Source organism: Thioalkalivibrio sp. ALE19 (assembly GCF_000428605.1).
Lineage (GTDB): Bacteria > Pseudomonadota > Gammaproteobacteria > Ectothiorhodospirales > Ectothiorhodospiraceae > Thioalkalivibrio.
In genome coordinates, this window is the sequence record NZ_AUAG01000011.1 from 1 (window position 1) to 20,047 (window position 20,047).

The following is a 20,047-nucleotide window of genomic DNA, read 5'->3' on the forward strand; positions in this document are numbered from 1 at the left end:
GGCGATCTCCGGGGCGGACGCCGCAGGCGACTGGAGCGAACGTCGGGGTTGCGTCACGAGGTTGCCGCGGCCCCTGCGGGGCCTCGCAATGACGGTGCCTGAGAGAGACGTTGAACATGGCCCGTCTCAGTCGCTTTCCGCGCGGTATTTCTCGCGCAGATGGTTGCGGATGGAGATGGCGGTCAGGTTAAGGACGACGATCAGCAGCACCAGGATCAGGGCCGTGGCGTACACCAGCGGCCGGCCGGCCTCGACGTTCGGGCTTTTGAAGCCCACGTCGTAGATGTGGTAGCCGAGGTGCATGAAGGCACGGTCCAGGTGCAGATAGGGGAAGGTGCCGTCCACCGGCAGGTTGGGCGCGAGCTTGACCACGCCCACCAGCATCAGCGGTGCGACCTCGCCGGCGGCCCGCGCCACCGCGAGGATCAGGCCGGTCATCATGGCCGGCGCGGACAGCGGCACGATCAGCCGCCACAGGGTCTCGGCCTTGGTGGCGCCCAACGACAGGGAACCGTGGCGTACGCTGCTGCCGATCCGCGTCAGGCCCTCCTCGGTGGAGACGATCACTACCGGCAGGGTCAGCAGGGCGAGGGTCAGCGATGCCCAGATGATCGCCGGGGAGCCGAAGGTGGGCGAGGGCAGGGCATCCTGGAAGAAGAGCTGGTCGATGTTGCCGCCGACCAGATACACGAAGAAGCCCAGGCCGAACACTCCGAACACGATCGACGGTACCCCGGCCAGGTTGTTCACCGAGATGCGGATGATGCGTACCAGCGGGCCCTGTTTCGCGTATTCGCGCAGGTAGATCGCGGCGAGCACGCCGAACGGGGTCACCACGATCGACATCAGGATCACCATCAGCACGGTGCCGAAGATCGCCGGCAGGATGCCGCCCTCGGTATTCGCCTCGCGCGGGTAGCCGGTCATGAAGTCCCAGAAGCTGCCGACGTAGTGGCTCAGCTTCGCGGCCGTGCTCATGTCGTTCGGCCACCAGGCATTCACGATTTGCGACAGCGCGATGGTGGTACGCTGGCCATCGGCAGTCTCCAGCACGATGGCGTAACGGGCTACTTCTTCGCGCAGGGCGTTGCGTTCGGATTCCAGCTCGGCGTATTGGGCGTCCAGGGCTGCCTGTTCCTCGTCGAGTTCCTGGTGGCGCTGCGCGCGCTGTTCCTCCGTCAGCGAGGTGTCCCGTTCGAGGCCGCGACGGTCGAGCCGCACCCGTTCCATCTGATGATTGACCTGACCGATCTCGACCCGCTCGATGCGTTCGAGCTGCTGCACCAGATCGCGGGTCTCCCGGATGCGTTGTTCGAAGGCGGTGCGTGCCGCTTCGCCTTCGGCCACGGTCTCGCCGTCCTCGCGGTATTCCCGGATGAAGCCGAAGAAGTCACCCCATTGCAGGCGTTCCAGCACCACGGCGTCGCGCGGGGTGCGGCGTTCGGACATCGCGTCTTCGAGATACCAGCGGAAGTCGCGTGAATCCAGGTCGCGGTTGCCGCGCTTGATCAGGTGGCGCACGACGATTTCCTGACCCTCCGGCACCTGAAAGCCGGCTTCCCGCGCGGCCTGGGCGGTCATGGTCTCCGAGCGTGCGAGCTCGCCCATCACCCCCCGGGGCTCGCTGTCATCCGCGGGCTGGTATTCGAACTCGATGACCTCGGACGGCCAGAAGAACGACAGGCCATTCACCGCGATCATGGTGATCAGCCCGAAGACCATCACCAGGGAGGCGGCGATTGCCCCGGCATTCAGCCAGATCCACGGGGTGCCGGACTGGAACCAGTGTTTCATCGTTGTTCCTTACAGGGTGCTGTATTTGTTCCGCAGGCGCTGGCGCACGATCTCGGCGATGGTGTTCACCGTGAAGGTGAGGGCGAACAGGACCAGCGCGGCCAGGAACAGGATGCGGTAATGGGTGCCGCCCACCGCGGTCTCGGGCATCTCCACCGCGATGTTCGCGGAGAGCGTGCGCATGCCCTCGAAGATGTTGAAGTTGACCACCGGCGAGTTGCCGGTCGCCATCAGCACGATCATGGTCTCGCCGACGGCGCGGCCGAAGCCGATCATCACCGCCGAGAAGATCCCCGGGCTGGCGGTCAGCAGCACCACGCGCACCACCGTCTGCCAGGGGGTGGCGCCCAGTGCGAGCGAGCCCTGGGTCAGGTGCCTGGGCACGTTGAATACCGCATCCTCGGAGATCGAGTAGATGGTCGGGATTACCGCGAAACCCATCGCGATGCCGATCACCAGGGCGTTACGCTGGTCGTAGGTGTAGCCGGCGTCGGTCAGCCACTGGCGGGCATCCCCGTTGAACATCCAGATTTCCAGATGCGGGCTGATGAACACCGCGAACCAGCCCACCAGCAGGATCACCGGGATCAGGATCGCGGCTTCCCAGCCTGCGGGGATCGCACGGCGTACGCCCTCCGGCAGGACCCGCGTCCAGATATAGGCCATCACCAGCATGGCCAGCGGGAGCAGGATCAGGATGCTGGCTACCGCGGGCAGGTTGGCCTCGATGAACGGGGCCAGCCACAGGCCCGCCAGAAAGCCCAGGATGACGGTCGGCAGGGCCTCCATCAGTTCGATGCTGGGCTTGGTCAGGCTGCGCATGCGGCTCGACATGAAATATGCGCTGTAGATCGCCCCCATGATGGCCAGCGGGGTGGCGAACAGCATGGCGTAGAAGGCGGCCTTGACCGTGCCGAGGGTCAGCGGCACCAGCGAGAACTTGGGCTCGAATTCGTCGGTGGCGGACGACGACTGCCACACGTAGTCGCCGCCGGAACGGCCCTCGTACCAGACCTTTTGCCACAGCACGTGGAAGGAGACTTCCGGGTGCGGGTTGGACAGGTCGTTCACGAACCAGGTCTCGGCATCGTCGATCGCGATCAGCATCCGATTGCGCGGGTCGATGTACGCGCGGTAGAGGGGACGGTCGCTGATCGTCTGCTGGAGCAGGGTGCGCTGCGAGGTCGGGTAATGGACCGCCAGGGCGCCGGAGGCGTCGGTGGTGGCGAACCCCTTGCGGATGTATTCCGGCTGGGTGTTGGTGACCGCATCGGCATGTTGCGGGAAGTCGCGGACGCGGGTGATGCGGTTCACGTTGTCTTCGTCGCGCACCAGCATGTACTGGGCGACCGAGCCATCCGAGCCCCCGACCACGACGGATACCGTCCCCAGGATGTATTCCAGCGAGGTCACCTCGGCGTCGTCGCCGCGCACCACGCGCTGGCTGTCGACGAGCCGGGCGTTGCGCGGGGTGCTGATGTCGAAGAAATGCAGCCGGCCCCGGTCGTCGCCCACCATCAGGTTGCGCCCGGTGATGTCGACCAGGATGCGGGTTGGCGTCGCGCCCTCGGGCAGGGAGGGCAGGTCGTGGGCCGAACGGGTGACCTCGGTCTCGCCGGTCATCATCGAGGTGCGTTCCTCGAAGTTGACCAGCCGCAGCTCGCCGTCCTCGGTGGCTGCGGCCACCCGCACGCCGCTGGAACCTCGCTGGATGCCGACCACGTCGATGGCCCGGCCCTCGGAATCCACGTCCAGCAGCGCCGAATCCTCGTCTCCCAGGGGGTACACCAGGCCCGGATCGTATTCGCGACCCTGCGGCGTGAAGCGTTCGTTGTATTCGTATTCGATGGCCAGCACCTGGCCGTTGTCCAGGCCGGCCGCAACCAGGCGCGTGCGCGGTTCGGCCATGCTGAAACTGGTGACTTGTACGTCATCCGGTATCGGCAGCGGCTGTTCGCTTACCACCTCGCCGCTGTACGGGCGGAAGAAGACCGCCCGACGGTCTTCGGTCAGACGCACGGCCATTTCGCGATGCCGATTGACCGCCAGGTGGATGGTCCCGGTGTCGGCCCCGCCGGGCGCATCGTAGGCCGCGCGTTCCTCCAGCGAGGCGCCCTGGAACATCGGGAGGGTTTCGCTCAGGAGGTAGACGAACATCAGGGTCAGGGCGCCGATCACGGCCAGACCGAAGAATCCGATCAGGTAGCGGGCCGAGGTGTCCTTGGCGCGGCGCCAGCGCTGGAAGCGGTCGAGAGTGGTGTTCGCGATGGTGCCGGGCATTCGGTTCCCCTGAAATATCGACGGGCGCGTGACGGTCATTGGCAGGGATCCTAAGGGCGGGTTGTGACAGTCCGATGACACTGCGGTGACAGGCATTTGAACGCGCAGCGGCTCGTGCTCAGGGGCATAAACGAAAAAGGCCCGGACATTGTCCGGGCCCTGATACCTCCCCATTGCGGGAGGTGCACCGGTTATTCGAGGCCGAGGGCCTCGCGCTGGCGCTTGGCGACCGTCTCGGGCAGCGGGACGAAGCCGTCACGCACGACCACCTCCTGGCCTTCCTGCGACAGCACCATCTTCAGGAACTCGGCCTGGCGCGGGGCGAGGCCGTCTTCCGGGTGGTTGTTGACCGCGACGTAGAGGAAGCGCGACAGGGGGTAGTCGCCGGAAGCGGCGTTCTCGGCAGTCGGCTCGTACAGGGCATCCTCGCTCTCGCCGAGGGCGATGGCGCGGACACCGGAGGTGTTGTAGCCGATGCCGGAATAGCCGATGCCGTTGAGGGACTCGGCGACACCCTGGACGACCGAGGCGGAACCCGGCTGTTCGTTCACGGCATTCTTGAAGTCACCGTCGCACAGGGCGTGCTGGCGGAAGTACCCGTAGGTGCCGGAGACCGCGTTACGCCCGTAGATGGTGATGTCACGGTTGGCCCAGGAGCCTTCCAGGCCGAGCTGGCCCCAGCGGTTGATGTCCTCGGCACCGCCGCAGCGGCGGGTGGACGAGAACGCCGCGTCCACCTGTTCGATCGACATCCCCTCGATCGGATTGTCGCGGTTCACGAACACGGCGATGGAGTCGATGGCCACCGGCACCAGGGTCATCTCGTAGCCGTGGCGCTCTTCAAACGAGGCCTGCTCGCTGTCACGCGGCTGGCGGGACATCGGGCCGAAGTCGGCGGTGCCCTCGGTCAGGGCGGGCGGGGCGGTGGAGGTGCCGGCACCCTGGATCTGGATGTTCACGTTGGGGTAGAAGTCCTGGAACTCCTCGGCCCACAGCGCCATCAGGTTGTTCAGGGTGTCCGAGCCTTCGCTGGACAGATTGCCGGAGATGCCGCTGACGGTCTGGTAGGCCGGCAGGTCGGGGTCAACATCGGCCATCGCCGGTGTGACGGCAAAGGCGGCGGCCGCGGCGGCGGCCAGAACGGTACGCTTGAACAGCATGGGTCACTCCCTCGTGCTTGCTTGACGGTGCGTCGGACCGGTGGGTCCTTGATGCCGGATTATCGGGAGCCATGCTTGCAGTTTGGTGACGGCGACGTGACAGAAGCATGACAGGGCGCTGTAACGGGATTGTCATCGACGCTTCATACAGTGCATCCATGAAAGCTGATCGTCCCCTTCGCGTCTGGCCCCTGGCCGCCCGTGTCCTGGTGCGTCCGGGACCGGTGCTGCGCTCGCTCGCCGCTCACGGTCCGCTGCCTTCGTGGCAGGCCGTGTTCCTGCGTTTCTCTCTGCCCCTGGTGCTGACCAGCGTCATCCTCAGTCAATGGCTTTACGGGCTGATGCCACCCGCGCTGCCCCCGGAGTCCGTTCCGGATCCGGTGGGGTTCGGCGTCTACAGCGTGCTGGCCATGACGGTGGGGGTCGCGGGGCTGACCCTGTCGGCTCACTATCTGGTGGAGCTGTTCCAGGGGCCGGCGGGTCCCGAGCGGGCCGCCATGGCCGTGACCCTGGGGCTGGTCCCGGCATGGCTGGGCAACGTGGTCGCGGCGTTCCCCTGGCCCTGGGGCAACGGCCTCGCGCTGGCCCTGATCCTGTACAGCCTTGCGCTGCTGTATGTGGCTCTGCGTGAACTGCTGGGACTGAAACGCGGCAACCGGATCGGCCTGTGGGCGGCCACGCTGTTCTCCGGTGCGTTCATCACGCTGGTCTTTGGCTGGGCGTTGATGGACCTGATCCCCGGGGCCGCCCCGGAACTGCGTCTCGGCACGACCTGGTTGATCTGAATTCAATTTTCGCAGCGCCGCACCGTATGCGGCGGGAAATGGCAACTGAAGCGGCTGCCGACGCCGAGTTCGCTGTCGATCTGCAGCTGTCCCTGGTGGCGCAGCAGCACATGCTTGACGATGGCCAGACCCAGGCCGGTGCCGCCGCGATCCTGGCTGCGGGCATCGTCCACGCGGTAAAAACGCTCGGTCAGCCTCTCCAGATGGTGGCTGGCGATGCCGGGACCGTTGTCGTCCACGGCGAGGGTGGCGCCGCCGTCGTCGGTTGCGGACCAGCTCAGGGTGACCCGGGTGCCTGCCGGGGTGTACTTGATCGCATTGAACAGCAGGTTGGCGAAGGCCGATCGCAACTCGGTCTCGGTGCCGAGGATCTCCAGATCGGGCTCGGCATCCAGTGCCAGGTGGTGGCCGCGGTCGCCGGACAGCAGTTCGGCCTCGTCGATCAGGCTGCGCAGCATCTTGGTCGGGTTGAACCAGGTCTGCTCGCCCTGTTCCGAGCCGGTCTCCAGGCGCGAGAGCATCAGCAGGTCGTCCACCAGCAGTTTCATGCGCTCCGACTGTTCGCGCAGCAGGCGTACCGAGTCCATCAGTTCCGGCTGGTCGACCAGTTCGTCCTCGAGGGTTTCGGCCACGCCGTAGAGCACGGTCAGCGGGGTGCGCAGTTCATGGGACACGTTGGCGATGAAATCCCGGCGCATCACCTCCAGACGGTGCAGGTGCGTGGTGTCGCGCGCCAGCAGCAGGTACTGGTGCTCGCCGTAGGGCACCAGACGAATCTCCAGCCGCCGGTTCGCATCCAGCGGCGACGGCATGTTGAGGCTCTCCTGCGGCGGACTGGCGGGGTCCATGAAACGCAGGAAATCCGGATGGCGCACCAGGTGGGTAATGCGGCGGCCCTCGTCGGCCGGCCATTCCAGATCCAGCAGGCGCGCGGCGGTGGGGTTCGCCCATTCGATCCGGTGCTCGGGGTTGAGGACCACCACCGCGTCGGGAAGGGCGCTGGCCGAGTCGCGGTAGCGTTCCAGCGTGCGCCGCAGGCCGGCCACCCGGCGCAGTCGCCGCTGGCGGCGCTGGTGCAGGTTGGTGAAGATCTCGCCCCATATGCCGCGGGCATCCGGGGGCTCGCTGCGGCCGCCGCGACGGGCCCAGTTTTCCAGCCGGTAGAGCTGCAGGAGGTTCCAGCCCAGCGCGGCGGTCAGCAGGCCCGTCGCGGTGATCCACGGGTAGCCGAGGGCCCACCCGGTGCCGAGAATGATCAGGCCGGCGAGCAGGTTGCGGGCAATAACCCGTGGCCAGGGGTTGAAGGGGGGCTGCAAGGGGCGGGTCCGGTCAGGGCTGGTCGGAGAAACGGTAACCGGAGCCCCGCACTGTCTGCACCAGGTCGTCGTGTCCGGTTTCGGCCAGGGCCTTGCGCAGGCGACGGATATGCACATCCACGGTGCGTTCCTCCACGTAGACGTTGGTGCCCCAGACCTTGTCCAGCAGCTGCTCGCGGGTGAAGACCCGGTCGGGGTGGGTCATGAAGAAATGCAGCAGATTGTATTCGGTGGGGCCCAGACTGACCGGTTGCCCGTTGCCGCTGACCCGGTGCGAGACCGGATCGAGCGCCAGACCGCGGACCTCCACCGGCTCCTCCGAGCTGGTGGGCGTGGTGCGCCGGAGCACGGCCTTGATCCGCGCCGCCAGCTCGCGCGGCGAAAACGGTTTGACGATGTAGTCATCGGCGCCGACGTCCAGCCCGCGGACGCGGTCTTCCTCCTCGCCGCGCGCGGTCAGCATGATCACCGGAATGTCCTTGGTGACGGGGCTGGCCTTGAGTTCCCGGGCCCAGTCGAGCCCGCTGATGTCCGGCAGCATCCAGTCCAGCAGGACCAGATCGGGCGGGTCCTGGAGCAGGTCGGTGCGCGCGCTGCGGACGTCGCCTGCCTCGCGCAGATCGTAGCCGGCCCGGTTGAGGGGCAGGCGGAGCATCTCGCGAATGGCGAGGTCATCCTCCACAAGCAGGATCGAAACAGCCATGTCGGCCTCCGGTTGCGTGATGACCGCATTGCATAACAGGCGTGTTACAGACGTGTGAACACGGCATCATGCGACGGGAATCCTGCTCGCCGTCATTGGCGCCCGTCCTCGCCGTGAGTGGCGGTGATGCGCGCGCGCATGCGGCGCAGGGCATACCACACCCCGCCGACCACCACCGGGACGGTGGCACCGATGGCGATGTTGACCGGGATCGGGAGCGTGCCGGCTTCGTCCATCCCGCGCAGGAAATAGGCCAGCAGGCTGGTCAGATAATAGGAGATCACCACCACCGACAGTCCTTCGACGGTCTCCTGCAGGCGCAGCTGCAGATGGGCGCGCCGGTTCATGGAGCGCAGCAGGTCGCGGTTCTGGTTTTCCACGGCGACGTCCACCCGGGTGCGCAGCATGGAGGTGGTCCGGTGAATCCGGGTCGCGAGGTTGTTGAGCCGTTCGTCCTGCGAGCGGCAGGTGCGCATGGCCGGGTCCAGACGGCGGCCGAGGTATTCGCACAGGGTCTGCAGACCCGGGATACGCACCGGGCGCAGTTCCTCGGCGCGCTTGTCCACCATGGAGGCATAGGCGCGTGCGGCGTGGAAGCGGGTCGCCGTGTGGCTGCCCATGCGCTCGACATCGGCGGCCAGATCGGACAGCGCGGCCAGCAGCCGCTGTTCGCGGTCGGTGCCGCCGAAGCGATCGGAGATGCCGGCCATCTCGTCGTTGATGTCGTTGAGGCGGCCCTCCAGTTCGTTGAGCTCGGGCATCAGCTCGCGGGCCAGCGGCAGGGCGAGCAGGGCCATGAGGCGATAGGTCTCCAGCTCGAGTACGCGCTGCACCAGGCGCCCGGCCTGACGGGGTGACAGATCCACGTCGCGGACCAGGAAACGCTCGAAGCCGTCCTCGCGTACCCGGAAATCGGTGAACACCCGGCCATCGCCTCCGGAGACCCCGTTGCCGGCGAACGAATAGGGCGCGAACAGCTCCCCCAGATCCCGCATGCTGCGCACCGGGGCCTCGCGCGGTTCCAGCTCCAGGTGGATGGCGGCAATGGTCTCCCCCGGCAGGCCGGTCAGCCAGTCGATGGGCACCCGATGAATGGCGGGATGGGTAAACGGTTCCTGCCGGGGTTCGTTCACAACGAAGAACGCCCAGGTGGAGAATTCGTTGTGGCGTTCCCAGCGCAGGCGGAACTCGCCCAGGTCCACGGCCACGAAGTTCTCGCCGTTCAGCGGGGGCTCGATTCCGTACCGCCGGCACAGGTCGGCCACACATTCGCGTTCCCGGTCGATGGCTTCGCGCGGGCTCAGCAGGGTCAGCCAGGAGACTCGTGCCGGCGGATCCAGGGGCTCGTAGAAACGGGTATGGACCTCTTCCTGGATGGACTCGCGCAGGGGGTGGTTGCCGGGCAGCAGCGGGTTGGTTTGCATGTCAGTAGCCGGGTGATGGTTCGGAGTCGGGATCGGGTCGGGGGGGACGTTCAGCTACCGCGTCCCCGTCGGCGCGGCCGCAGGCTGTGCCACAGGATCACCGCCATGTCGCGGGTGCGCAGGCGGGGGCGCGCGAACACGTCGTCCTGCTGGCGCAGGCGCCACAACACGCGCGCACCCCCGTTGACGATGGCACGGATCTCGAGACCGAGCCGCCCGCGCAGGGTTCCGCCCAGGGGAGCGCCGGCGCGCAGCAGGCGGTCGGCGCGGGCGTACTGGAACTGCATCAGGTTCTGCAGGGGCAGGGTGTTGAGCCGCTCGCGAAGCATGACCTCGGTCACCCCGTAGCGGGCCATCTCGTCCTGCGGCAGATAGATGCGGTCGTTCTCGCGGATGTCCTGGTGCAGGTCCTGGTAGAAGTTGATGAGTTGCAGGGCGGTGCAGATGGCATCCGACTGGCCCAGCATTGCGTCGTCGGGGTCGCCCTGCAGGTGCAGGATCAGCCGGCCGACGGGGTTGGCCGAACGCCGGCAGTATTCCATCACCTCGCCGATGTCCGCATAGCGGGTCTTTTCCAGGTCCTGGATGAACGCGTCCGCGAGGTCGACAAAGGGTTCAACGGGCAGGTCGAAGCGCCTCTTCGCGTCGGCCAGCGCGATCCATTCGGCGGCGGTCTCCGCGGCCGGGTCGTCCAGCGCGCGGACGTGTTCCTGCATCGCCTGCAGCTCGGTCCGGCGGGCCTCGACCGGACGCGCATCCTCGTCGGCGAGGTCGTCGGCGGCGCGCGCATAGCAGTAGATCGCGGCCACCGGGTCGCGCATCTTGCGTGGCAACAGGCGCGAGGCGACGGGGAAGTTCTCGTAGTGCGACCGGGCACGCTGGCGGCAATGCCGATAGGCAGCGGCGATGTCGGGGCGGGCCATGTCAGCTCCAGTCGGGGGTCTTGGTGCACCCATTATGCCGGTTTTGTCCTTGTGGGAGGCCGGCCCTCCGGCCGATCCCACGGGCGGCGGGCGCTCGCCGGGGCTCGGCCCCTGCAAGGGGGGCTGTTTGCTCAGCCGGCAGCGCGGGTGAACGTCTCGCGCCAGCCCCAGAAGTCGCCGGGATGGTCCAGGACACCGTCGGCGCCCCAGCCGTCGGGATCCTGACCGGCATCAATGTAGCCCCAGGCGGCGATCAGCGTGCTCATGCCGGCGGCACGGCCAGCGGCGATGTCGCGCTCGGCATCGCCCCAGTAGCAGTGGCGCGCGGGTTCGAGCCCGGTCTGGCGGGCGGCCAGCCACATGGGGTCGGGGTCCGGCTTGCGCCGTGCGAGGCTGTCGCCGGAGACGATCGCGCTCATGCGCGGGGCGAGGCCCAGGGCCTCCAGCAGCGGTTCGGTCAGCCACGCCGGCTTGTTGGTGACCACGCCCCAGTGCCAGCCGCGCGCCTCGATCTCGTTCAGCAGGACATCCATGCCGGGGAACAGCCCGGTCGCGATGCACAGGTCGCGCGCATAGATCTCCAGATAGCGCTTCTTCAGAGCCTCGGTCCGGGCCTCCGGCGCGTCGGGGAAGGCCAGGGTGACCAGGGCATGCGAGCCGTGCGATACATGGTTGCGCACGGCATCGAAGGGCAGGGGCGCGCGGTCGTTCTCGGCCAACAGCCGGTTGAGTGCGGCGTGCATGTCGGGTGCGGTGTCGAGGAGGGTCCCGTCCAGATCGAACAGGACCGCGCCCGGTTCGTGGCTCATGCGCGTGCGGCCATCAGGTAGTTGACGTCGGTGTTCGGGGTCAGGCGGTAGCGTCCGGACAGCGGCGACCACGTGAGCCCGGTCAGGTGGGCCACCTCCACGTGATGCCGGCGCAGTTGCGCGGCCAGTTCCGACGGACGAATGAAACGGCCGTACTCGTGGGTACCGGCCGGCAGCAGGCGCATCACGTATTCGGCGCCCACGATGGCCTCGGCAAACGCGCGCGGCGTGCGGTTGATGGTGGAGAGGAAGATCCAGCCGCCGGGACGGACCAGCCGGCACAGGGCGTCGATCACGTTCTCCGGGTCCGGCACGTGTTCCAGCATTTCCATGCAGGTCACCACGTCGTATTCGCCCGGGTGTTTTTCCGCGTGCTCCTCGGCCGTTACGTGCAGATAACGCACGGAAACACCGCTGTCGTGGGCGTGCTCGCGAGCGACTTCCAGGTGTTCGGCACCGGCGTCCAGCCCGGTGACCTCGGCCCCGCGCACGGCCATTGCCTCGGACAGGATCCCGGCGCCGCAGCCGACATCCAGCACCTTCTTGCCGGCCAGGTCGGCGTGTCCGTCGATCCATTCCAGGCGCAGCGGGTTGATCGCGTGCAGGGTGGCGAAGGCCCCGTTGGGGTCCCACCATTCGTGCGCGCGATCCGTGAATTTGTGGATCTCGGCCGGATCGACGTTGGAGTGCGTCTGGGTCATGGGCGGTTCAGCTCTCGCAGGCTTGCAGGGTCTCGGCCACGCGGCCCTGCCACCGAACGGCGCTGGCGTGGATGGCCTCAAGGTCCAGCGTAAGCAGTTCGCGGTCGGCGAGCAACGCCCGGCCGTCCACCCATACGTCGCGCACGGCCTCGCGGGTGGCGGCATAGACGATGCGTGCGTGCGGATCGTGTTCGGGCTGCAGCTCCGGGGAGGTCAGGTCGAGGCTGATCAGGTCGGCGCGCTTGCCCGTTTCCAGCGAGCCGATCTCGTGGTCCAGCCCCAGGGCGCGCGCGCTGCCCAGGGTCGCCATCTCCAGCACGCGCTCGGCCGGCAGCGCGGCCGCATCGCCGCTCACGCCCTTGGCCAGCAGGGCCGCGGTGCGCATCTCGCCGATCATGTCGAGGTCGTTGTTGGAGGCGGTCCCGTCGGTGCCCAGCGCGAGGTTGATCCCGGCCCGGTCCAGGCGTGCCACCGGGCAGAAGCCGGACGCCAGCTTGAGATTGGATTCCGGACAGTGCGTGATCGACACCGGCCGGTTCTCCAGCAGGGCCAGGTCTTCGTCGCTGACCTGGGTCATGTGCACCGCCATGAACGGCTGGTCCAGCAGGCCCAGGCGAGCGAGGCGGGCCAGCGGGCGTTCACCGCCGTTGCTCACCGCCTCCTCCACCTCGCCGGCGGTTTCGTGCACGTGGGTGTGCACCGGCACGCCCAGCTCCCGCGCGCGCTCGCCCACCCGCTGCATGCTCTCGTCACCGACGGTGTAGGGCGCGTGAGGAGCGACGGTGAAACGAATGCGGGGGTGATCGCCCCAGGTCTCCACCACCTCGCGGCCACGCTGGAAGTATTCGTCCGGGGTCTGCGCCCAGGGGGTGGGGAAGTCGAACACCGTCAGGCCCATCACCCCGCGGATGCCGCTGGCATCGACCGCGGCGGCGGCGTCCCCCACGAACAGATACATGTCGGAGAAGCAGGTGGTGCCGCCACGCAGCATCTCCGCGGCAGCCAGCCGGGTGCCGTCGTTGACGAATTCCGGCGAAAGCAGCCGGCCCTCCACCGGCCATACGTAGCGCTTCAGCCACTCCATCAGCGGCTGGTCGCTGCCGATGCCGCGCAACAGAGTCATCCCGGCGTGGGTGTGGGCGTTCACCAGCCCCGGCATCAGGGCGTGCCCCTCGCGATGTTCGTGGCGGGCCTCGGGATGCTCGGCGAGGGCCTGCTCGCGGGGCCTTACGGCCAGGATCGCACCGTCGCGAACGACTACCGCATGGTCTTCCAGGACGGCCCCCCGTGGAACCACGGGCAGCACCCAGGAGGCGCTCAGGATCAGCGTGGCTGCTTCGGACATCGGTACTCCGAGATGACGGTTTGAAGATCGGGTTTCGGAATCCGCGCATGGTAAGGAAACGTGGATCAATGTACACGTTCGCGGTCCGGCTGAGGGACCGCTCCGATACTCGGAAAGGATGGGGCCGGAACTGTGGAACATGCCCGCGCCGAGCTGTATCCTTGCGGCCTTCAGAGATCGCCAAACCCGGGTGCAGTTGCCAATGATCGCAGCAGGAAGCTGGAAAACCGCGGTGCCTCTCGTGGTCGCCGTCGCCCTGTCGGGCTGCGGGTTTGCGCCGGGTGGTTTCATTCAGGAGCGCGCCGAGAGCGAACCGCTCCACGACATGGTGGAAGTGAAGCCGATCACCCGCGGTCTGGTTCGTCAGGAGGCCGAGGATCCCGTCCAGCCGGATCTGGAACAGGCACGCGAGGAGCTCGAGGCGGATGACACGCGGTACGACTACCGGATCGGTCGCGGCGACGTGCTCAGCATCATCGTTTATGACCATCCCGAACTGACGATCCCGGCCGGTTCGGAACGCTCGGCGGCCGAATCCGGCAATACGGTGCATTCCGACGGGACCATCTTCTATCCGTTCGTCGGCCGTGTGGAGGTCGAGGGTCGAACGGTAGCCGAAGTGCGGGACATCCTCGCGGAAGAACTCGCCGCGGTCATCAATGATCCGCAGGTCGAAGTGCTGGTGGCGGATTACCGCTCGCAGCAGGTACACGTGACCGGCGAGGTGCGCGAACCGGGGCGCCAGCCGGTGACCAACGTTCCGCTGACGGTGCTGGACGCGATCAATGATGCCGGTGGACTGACCGAGGAGGCGAACTGGCACAACGTACGTCTGACACGCGATGGTGAAGAAGTGCCGCTGTCGATGTACGCGATGCTGAGCGAGGGCGATCTGTCCGAGAACCGCGTGCTCCGGGATGGCGACGTGCTGCACGTGCCGGACACCACAGACCAGAAGGCGTATGTGCTGGGCGAGGTGGGCGAACCGCGCAGTATCCCGATGGGACGCGGACGGATCTCGCTGACCGACGCACTTACCGATTCCGGTGGCTTCAACGAGGCGACGGCGGATGCCAGCGGCATCTTTGTGGTCCGTCAGGCGCCGCCGGACAGTGACCTGCTGGCGACGGTTTACCAGCTGGACGCCCGGGATGCCACGGCCCTGGTGCTGGGGACGGAGTTCGAGCTCGAACCCATGGATATCGTCTATGTGACGACGACACCCCTGGGGCGCTGGAACCGTGTGATCAATCAGTTGCTGCCGACTGTTAACGCTGTTTATCGTGCCTCCCAGGCGACGCGCGACGTGCGCGAGCTGCGCGACGACTTCTGACCGGGCAGGGTGGAACGGATGTTTGAACGGATCCTGGTGGTATGTACGGGCAACATCTGTCGCAGTCCGGTGGCCGAGGCGATGCTGCGTCGGCATGCCCCGGAGCGCAGCATTGGCTCGGCCGGTCTGGGCGCGCTGGTCGGCGAGGGTGTCGCGCCGCAGGCCCGGGCACTGGCGGAGGCCGATGGCCTGGACGTGTCCGGTCACCAGGCCCGGCAACTGACCACCGGCATGCTCGAGCAATCCGATCTGGTGCTGGTGATGAGCGACGGGCAGCGCCAGGCGATCGGCCGCAACCACCCCCGTGCCCTGGGCAAGACGATGCGTTTCGGCCACTGGCTGGATGACGGCCACGGTCGCGATATCCCCGATCCGTATGGCAAGAGCGACGAGGCATTTCGGGAAGTGCACGCGCTGCTGACCGAGGCCGCACAGAGCTGGGCGGAGCGACTGGGCTGATCTCCCGGCCGCGCCACGACAGGAACAGGTAACCCATGACGCAGACCCCCGCTTCCCCGCCGCCGGCGGATGACGAGATCGACCTTGGCCGGCTGCTCGGACTGCTGCTCGATCACAAGTGGTGGATCGTCGGCATTACGTTCCTGTTCATGCTGGGCGGTGGGGCGTATGCGACCCTGTCGACGCCGGTCTATCAGGCGGATGCGCTGGTCCAGGTGGAGGATACCGGCGGTGTCAGTGCGCCACTGAACGACATGCGCGAGATGCTCGGACGCGAGCCGCGTGCGTCGGCGGAGCTGGAGATCCTGCGTTCGCGCATGGTGCTGGGTCAGGCGGTGGATCGTGAGCGCCTGGACCTGATCGTGCGTCCGGTGCGCCTGCCGGTGATCGGAGATTTTCTGGTCCGCCAGGACTGGGACCGGAGCCGGGCCGCCATGTTGGGCGGCGTCGCCGAGCGCTATGCGTGGTCCGGAGAATCGCTGACGGTGGGCGATCTGCGGGTCACGCCCGCGATGGAAGGGGAAACCCTGACACTGCAGGTCACCGGCGAGGATCAGTTCCGCCTGTCCCACGACGATCGGGTCCTGGGAGAAGGCCGAACCGGGGAGGAGGCGAGCTTCCTCGACGGGCAGATCATCCTGTTTGTGGAGGACATCTCGGCCGGGGCCGGGGCCCGCTTCGAACTCCAGCGCCGCGCTCGGCTGGCCGCGATACGCGATCTGCGCAACCGTTTCCAGGCCACGGAACAGGGCAATGAGAGTGGCGTCTTCAGCCTGACGTTCACCCACACCGATTCGGAACAGGCTCGCGGCGCCCTGAACGCGATCAGTGACATCTATCGCCGACAGAACGTCGAACGTCAGGCCGCGGAGGCGGAACAGAGCCTGGAGTTCCTGGAAGAGCAGGTGCCCCAGGTACGGGCACGGCTGCGGGAAGCGGAAGACGCCCTGAACGAGTATCAGGTGGAGCAGGAAAGCGTCGACATGTCGATGGAGACGCAGGCGGTCCTCGACCGGCTGGTGGACCTGGAGCGCCAGATCACCGAGCTGGAATTCGAGGAGGCGGAGATCTCCCGTCGGTACACGCAGAACCATCCGACCTACGTCACCCTGCTGGAAAAGCGCGAGCAACTGGAGAACGAGCGCCGGGAACTGCAGCAGGAGATCGGTGGGCTGCCGGAAACCCAGCAGCAGGTGCTCCGCCTGCAGCGCGATGTCGAAGTGAACCAGGAAGTCTATGTCCAGCTGCTCAACCGCATGCAGGAGATGGACATCACGCGAGCCAGCACGGTGGGGAATGTCCGCATCCTGGACGATGCCGCAGTTCTGCCGTCACCGGTGGAGCCACAGCGCGGGCTGATCGTGGCGCTGGCCACGGTCCTCGGCGGCATGCTTTCGGTGGCGCTGGTGCTGCTGCGCGGGATGCTCAACCGGGGCGTTGAATCACAGGAGCAGATCGAGGAACTGGATCTACCGGTCTATGCGACCGTACCGCTGTCGGACGTGCAGCAGAAACTCGTCAAGCGGCTGCGGCGGCGGCGTGATCTGAAAAGCGGGCGTCGACGCGGGGCCACCGGGGAAGAAGGGGTCGTAACGGGGGTGCTGGCCTCGTATTCCCCGACGGACGGGGCCATTGAGGCGCTGCGTGGTCTGCGCAGCAGCCTGCATTTCGCGATGCTCGAGGCGGCGGACAATCGGCTGGTGATCACCGGTCCCAGCCCGGGTGTTGGCAAGAGTTTCATCTCGGTGAACCTGGCGGCGGTGTGTGCCCAGGCGGGCCAGAAGGTCCTGGTGGTCGACGCCGACATGCGCAAGGGCCACGTCCACCATGCATTCGGCGAGGGCAGCGCGGGCGGGCTGTCCGATCTGTTGTCGGAGAAGCTGACGCCGGGAGAAGCCATCCGTCAGACCGATATCGAGGGCCTGGACTACATGGCCCGGGGGTCGGCGCCCCCGAATCCCGCCGAGCTGCTGATGAACGAGCGTTTTACCCGGTTCCTCGACCAGGCGAGCGGGCAGTACGACCTGGTGCTGATCGATACGCCGCCGATCCTCGCGGTGACGGATGCCTCCGTGGTGGCGCGCCACTGCTCGACCACCCTGATGGTGGTGCGCTTCCAGCTCAATCCGCCGCGCGAGATCGAGGCGGCGCGGCGTCGTCTGGAGAGTGCGGGGGTGGATACGCGGGGCGCGATCCTGAACTCCATGGAAGCCACCGCCAGTGCCAGTTACGGCTACGGCTACTACCACTACTCGTACAAGTAGTACTCGTACAAGTAGCGGAACTCCCGGTTCACCCGGCGGGACGGTATTCGGGAACGATCTCCCGCAGACGTGCGCGGGTCGCCGCGGCATCCATCGCCTGGTCGGCGCGTTCCAGAGCCTCCAGTGCCTCGCTCAGGGCATCCGCCGATGCCCGGCCTTCGCGGGCCTGCATGATGCGGGGGTGTCGCGTGCTCTCCACGTTGTCGCCAATGAGCAGTTCTTCGTAGAGCTTTTCGCCCGGGCGCAGCCCGGTGAACTGGATGGCAATGCCGTCGGGCGGGTTGCCGTTGTCATCCCGGACCTGGCGGCCGTGCAGGCGGATCATGCGTCGGGCGAGATCCTGGATTCGTACGGGCTCGCCCATGTCCAGAACAAAGACCTCACCGCCGCCGGCCATGGTGCCGGCCTGGATCACCAGCTCGGCGGCCTCCGGGATGGACATGAAGTAGCGCGTGATCTCGGGGTGGGTCACCGTGACGGGGCCGCCCTCCCGGATCTGGCGATGGAACAGGGGCACGACGGAACCGGACGATCCGAGGACGTTGCCAAAGCGCACCATGGAGAACAGGGTAGCCGGGGCGCCGGCTGCCCGGTCCTGCAGGATCATTTCCGCCAGCCGCTTGCTCGCGCCCATGACATTGGTGGGGCGTACGGCCTTGTCGGTACTGATGAGGATGAATCGTTCCACGCCGGCCGCGATCGCGGCGTCGGCCAGCACCCGCGTGCCGAGGACATTGTTGCGCACTCCCTCGACGGCATTCTCCTCGACGATGGGTACGTGCTTGTAGGCGGCCGCATGGTAAAGGGTCTGGATTCGGTGCCGGTCGAGGACGGATTCCACCCGCCGGGGCAGGGTGACCGACCCCAGAACGGCATGGATCGGGCAGTCCACGCGGAGCTCGTCGCGCAGGGCCTGCATCTCCTGTTCGATACGGTAGAGCGCGAATTCGTTGCGTTCGAACAGGACGAGTTCGGCCGGTCCCTGGCGGAGGATGCGCCGGCACAGCTCCGAGCCGATGGAGCCGCCGGCACCGGTGACCATTACGCGGCGATCCACAATGCTGCATTGCAGCAGGTCCGGCTGAGGCGGGACCGGGTCGCGTCCCAGGAGATCCGCCACGTCGATATCCTCGAGCTGGTCCAGGCGTGCCTGGCCGGAGACGACGGCCTCCATGGAGGGTACCGACTGCACGTGCAGTGGATAGGGCTCCAGGCGCTCCAGGATGGCCTTGCGCGCCGAGCGCGAGGCCGAAGGAACGGCCAGCAGGATGCGCCGGATGCCGTACTGGTGCATCAGCGTGCCGATCATCCGCGGGGGGTGGACCCGAATGCCGTTGATCGCCTGCCCCTGCAGGGCCGGGTTGTCGTCGATGAAGGCGACGATGCGGAACTGCCCGGTGGTGCCGAGGCCGGCCGCGAGCTGCATCCCGGCGGCACCGGCGCCATAGACCAGTACGGGTTCCGCGTGGCGGCGCAGTTCGTTCACGTTCTGGTACCAGCTGCGCACGAGAAAACGGCTGCCGCCCACGTAGATGAAGGCCAGGAGGGCGAAGGCCACCGGGACCAGGCGAGGGAAGTCGTCCAGCCGCCCAATCGCCGCGGCCGCCCAGAGGAATCCGGCGAGCAGGACGACCCCGGTGGCCACGGACCATACCGCGCGGGTGCCCATGAAACGAACCACGGCACGGTAGAGGCCCAGCCGGGCGAAGATGAACACACCGACCACCGGCAGCAGTGGAAACAGCCACCAGGCATTGATCAGGGCTTCGGGCAGGGGTTCGGCCAGCCGGAGGGCGAAGGCCGTCCACAGGGCGAGCGGGAGCATGACCACATCGGCCGCGACCATCAGCCAGCGCTTGGTTCGGCGCGGCAGGTTGATGAGGGAGCCCAGCCAGCGGGTGCGGTGGTCGCCCGGTTGATCCTTGGGGTTGCCCATTCTTCCCTGGTCCCGGCGCGGGGTGCGCGCCATACGCGGAGCCGATGTAAAAAAAGGGCCGCGAGGGCCCTTTCTTGCCGAGTTCCGGCGTTGCCCGCTGCGGGCGCCGGAATACCCCCTGAAATCTGGCGGAGAGAGAGGGATTACTCGCCACGCTGTGGCTCGCCCTCCGGGCCATCGCCTGCGGCGATGTTCGGGTGCCGCGGTGCGGCACCCGTCGAACCCGGCTTGTCCGATTCCTCGGGTTCGAATCCCTCATCCGACCGGGATTTACATGGAATCAGGGGCCCGGTTGCCCCCTGATTCTGGAATCTGGCGGAGAGGGAGGGATTCGAACCCTCGATACGGGGTTACCGTATACACACTTTCCAGGCGTGCGCCTTCGACCGCTCGGCCACCTCTCCGTAAGCAGCGAAAGGTTAAACGACATCGGCGCCGTGTGCAATGGACGAGATCGCGCGTTCCCGAGTGGCGGGCCTCGGGGGGTGCCGGCATTACTCGTTGATCTGCATCACGAACTCGCTTTCTCCTGACGCTACACTTGAACTGTCCGCTTTCTGCGGTGGTGGTCGCCGGCAGGGTCTCTGCCCCGGGCCGGGCACCGTTGAGTGGTGTATGTCGCGTGTTGGCCCCTTCAGGACGAAGGGGCCTTTTTTGTGTCCCCTTCCTGTGTGGGCGTTTTGCGACGCAGGCGGCGTTACGCGTCACGCTGTAGCTATGGTCGGTGTCCGGACGGAATAACGGATGTCGGGCCGACGTCTTTTGGTTCACCAGGGCGTCTGTCGGCGCGATCCGGCAGACGGCTTTCTTCATTC

The 20,047-nt window shown here is 67.0% G+C and carries 15 protein-coding genes, 1 tRNA gene and 1 other RNA gene; 4 read left to right on the forward strand and 13 right to left on the reverse strand.

Annotation, left to right across the window (positions count from 1 at the left end; all coding sequences use genetic code 11):
* Window positions 1–126: 126 nt before the first annotated feature.
* From pstA to F787_RS0105670, 3 genes are all read right to left on the reverse strand, one after another.
* The gene (pstA, locus tag F787_RS0105660; RefSeq protein ID WP_028491578.1) at window positions 127–1,794 is read right to left on the reverse strand and encodes a phosphate ABC transporter permease PstA; all 1,668 of its coding nucleotides are present in this window, start codon (window positions 1,792–1,794) and stop codon (window positions 127–129) included.
* A gap of 9 nt (window positions 1,795–1,803) precedes the next feature.
* Complete coding sequence (locus tag F787_RS0105665; protein ID WP_028491579.1) at window positions 1,804–4,074, reverse strand: ABC transporter permease subunit; 2,271 nt, start codon at window positions 4,072–4,074, stop codon at window positions 1,804–1,806.
* Window positions 4,075–4,265: 191 nt separating this feature from the next.
* Complete coding sequence (locus tag F787_RS0105670) at window positions 4,266–5,234, reverse strand: PstS family phosphate ABC transporter substrate-binding protein (protein WP_028491580.1); 969 nt, start codon at window positions 5,232–5,234, stop codon at window positions 4,266–4,268.
* Window positions 5,235–5,392: 158 nt separating this feature from the next.
* Here F787_RS0105670 and F787_RS0105675 point away from each other — a divergent pair, with 158 nt between their 5' ends.
* The gene (locus tag F787_RS0105675; protein WP_018869554.1) at window positions 5,393–6,019 is read left to right on the forward strand and encodes a YIP1 family protein; all 627 of its coding nucleotides are present in this window, start codon (window positions 5,393–5,395) and stop codon (window positions 6,017–6,019) included.
* A 2-nt stretch (window positions 6,020–6,021) separates the two neighbouring features.
* On the opposite strand, the gene phoR is transcribed toward F787_RS0105675, so the two are convergent.
* The 7 genes from phoR to F787_RS0105710 form a co-directional block, all read right to left on the reverse strand.
* The gene (gene phoR, locus F787_RS0105680) at window positions 6,022–7,335 is read right to left on the reverse strand and encodes a phosphate regulon sensor histidine kinase PhoR (protein ID WP_019590043.1); all 1,314 of its coding nucleotides are present in this window, start codon (window positions 7,333–7,335) and stop codon (window positions 6,022–6,024) included.
* A gap of 13 nt (window positions 7,336–7,348) precedes the next feature.
* A complete protein-coding gene (gene phoB / locus F787_RS0105685) occupies window positions 7,349–8,038 on the reverse strand; it encodes a phosphate regulon transcriptional regulator PhoB (RefSeq protein ID WP_028491581.1) in 690 nt (229 codons plus the stop codon).
* Between the two features lie 92 nt (window positions 8,039–8,130).
* The gene (locus F787_RS0105690; RefSeq protein ID WP_018869551.1) at window positions 8,131–9,462 is read right to left on the reverse strand and encodes a DUF3422 family protein; all 1,332 of its coding nucleotides are present in this window, start codon (window positions 9,460–9,462) and stop codon (window positions 8,131–8,133) included.
* Window positions 9,463–9,512: 50 nt separating this feature from the next.
* A complete protein-coding gene (gene hpnC, locus F787_RS0105695) occupies window positions 9,513–10,385 on the reverse strand; it encodes a squalene synthase HpnC (protein ID WP_028491582.1) in 873 nt (290 codons plus the stop codon).
* Window positions 10,386–10,516: 131 nt separating this feature from the next.
* Window positions 10,517–11,194 carry a phosphoglycolate phosphatase gene (gene gph, locus F787_RS0105700; protein WP_028491583.1) on the reverse strand — a complete coding sequence of 226 codons (678 nt, stop codon included), beginning with the start codon at window positions 11,192–11,194 and terminating at the stop codon, window positions 10,517–10,519.
* The gene (ubiG, locus tag F787_RS0105705; RefSeq protein ID WP_019591446.1) at window positions 11,191–11,895 is read right to left on the reverse strand and encodes a bifunctional 2-polyprenyl-6-hydroxyphenol methylase/3-demethylubiquinol 3-O-methyltransferase UbiG; all 705 of its coding nucleotides are present in this window, start codon (window positions 11,893–11,895) and stop codon (window positions 11,191–11,193) included. The genes gph and ubiG overlap by 4 nt, the downstream gene beginning before the upstream one ends.
* 7 nt (window positions 11,896–11,902) lie before the next feature.
* Window positions 11,903–13,240 carry a TRZ/ATZ family hydrolase gene (locus F787_RS0105710; RefSeq protein ID WP_028491584.1) on the reverse strand — a complete coding sequence of 446 codons (1,338 nt, stop codon included), beginning with the start codon at window positions 13,238–13,240 and terminating at the stop codon, window positions 11,903–11,905.
* A gap of 202 nt (window positions 13,241–13,442) precedes the next feature.
* Between F787_RS0105710 and F787_RS0105715 the strand changes: the two genes are divergently transcribed.
* The 3 genes from F787_RS0105715 to F787_RS0105725 are packed head-to-tail and all read left to right on the forward strand — an operon-like array spanning window position 13,443 to window position 17,296.
* On the forward strand, window positions 13,443–14,573 hold the full coding sequence (locus tag F787_RS0105715; RefSeq protein ID WP_024328925.1) for a polysaccharide export protein: 1,131 nt from the start codon (window positions 13,443–13,445) through the stop codon (window positions 14,571–14,573).
* 18 nt (window positions 14,574–14,591) lie between these two features.
* Window positions 14,592–15,032: a low molecular weight protein-tyrosine-phosphatase gene (locus tag F787_RS0105720; RefSeq protein ID WP_028491585.1), complete on the forward strand. Its 441-nt coding sequence runs from the start codon at window positions 14,592–14,594 to the stop codon at window positions 15,030–15,032.
* Between the two features lie 35 nt (window positions 15,033–15,067).
* Window positions 15,068–17,296 carry a polysaccharide biosynthesis tyrosine autokinase gene (locus tag F787_RS0105725; protein ID WP_028491586.1) on the forward strand — a complete coding sequence of 743 codons (2,229 nt, stop codon included), beginning with the start codon at window positions 15,068–15,070 and terminating at the stop codon, window positions 17,294–17,296.
* 28 nt (window positions 17,297–17,324) lie between these two features.
* Here the strand turns inward: F787_RS0105725 and F787_RS0105730 are convergent, their stop codons facing one another.
* The 3 genes from F787_RS0105730 to F787_RS0105735 form a co-directional block, all read right to left on the reverse strand.
* A complete protein-coding gene (locus F787_RS0105730) occupies window positions 17,325–19,232 on the reverse strand; it encodes a nucleoside-diphosphate sugar epimerase/dehydratase (RefSeq protein WP_028491587.1) in 1,908 nt (635 codons plus the stop codon).
* A 126-nt stretch (window positions 19,233–19,358) separates the two neighbouring features.
* A non-coding RNA gene (locus F787_RS16355) (RtT sRNA) lies at window positions 19,359–19,505 on the reverse strand.
* A gap of 40 nt (window positions 19,506–19,545) precedes the next feature.
* Window positions 19,546–19,636: transfer RNA gene (locus F787_RS0105735), tRNA-Ser, on the reverse strand.
* Window positions 19,637–20,047 lie beyond the last annotated feature (411 nt).

Excerpts from the sequence above, each read along its gene's own strand:
- ubiG (WP_019591446.1), bottom strand. The coding sequence starts at position 11,895 with ATGACCCAGACGCACTCCAACGTCGATCCGGCCGAGATCCACAAATTC.
- F787_RS0105725 (WP_028491586.1), top strand. The coding sequence starts at position 15,068 with ATGACGCAGACCCCCGCTTCCCCGCCGCCGGCGGATGACGAGATCGAC.
- F787_RS0105665 (WP_028491579.1), bottom strand. The coding sequence starts at position 4,074 with ATGCCCGGCACCATCGCGAACACCACTCTCGACCGCTTCCAGCGCTGG.
- F787_RS0105715 (WP_024328925.1), top strand. The coding sequence starts at position 13,443 with ATGATCGCAGCAGGAAGCTGGAAAACCGCGGTGCCTCTCGTGGTCGCC.
- pstA (WP_028491578.1), bottom strand. The coding sequence starts at position 1,794 with ATGAAACACTGGTTCCAGTCCGGCACCCCGTGGATCTGGCTGAATGCC.
- F787_RS0105690 (WP_018869551.1), bottom strand. The coding sequence starts at position 9,462 with ATGCAAACCAACCCGCTGCTGCCCGGCAACCACCCCCTGCGCGAGTCC.
- phoB (WP_028491581.1), bottom strand. The coding sequence starts at position 8,038 with ATGGCTGTTTCGATCCTGCTTGTGGAGGATGACCTCGCCATTCGCGAG.
- gph (WP_028491583.1), bottom strand. The coding sequence starts at position 11,194 with ATGAGCCACGAACCGGGCGCGGTCCTGTTCGATCTGGACGGGACCCTC.
- hpnC (WP_028491582.1), bottom strand. The coding sequence starts at position 10,385 with ATGGCCCGCCCCGACATCGCCGCTGCCTATCGGCATTGCCGCCAGCGT.
- F787_RS0105710 (WP_028491584.1), bottom strand. The coding sequence starts at position 13,240 with ATGTCCGAAGCAGCCACGCTGATCCTGAGCGCCTCCTGGGTGCTGCCC.
- F787_RS0105730 (WP_028491587.1), bottom strand. The coding sequence starts at position 19,232 with ATGGGCAACCCCAAGGATCAACCGGGCGACCACCGCACCCGCTGGCTG.
- F787_RS0105720 (WP_028491585.1), top strand. The coding sequence starts at position 14,592 with ATGTTTGAACGGATCCTGGTGGTATGTACGGGCAACATCTGTCGCAGT.
- F787_RS0105670 (WP_028491580.1), bottom strand. The coding sequence starts at position 5,234 with ATGCTGTTCAAGCGTACCGTTCTGGCCGCCGCCGCGGCCGCCGCCTTT.
- F787_RS0105675 (WP_018869554.1), top strand. The coding sequence starts at position 5,393 with ATGAAAGCTGATCGTCCCCTTCGCGTCTGGCCCCTGGCCGCCCGTGTC.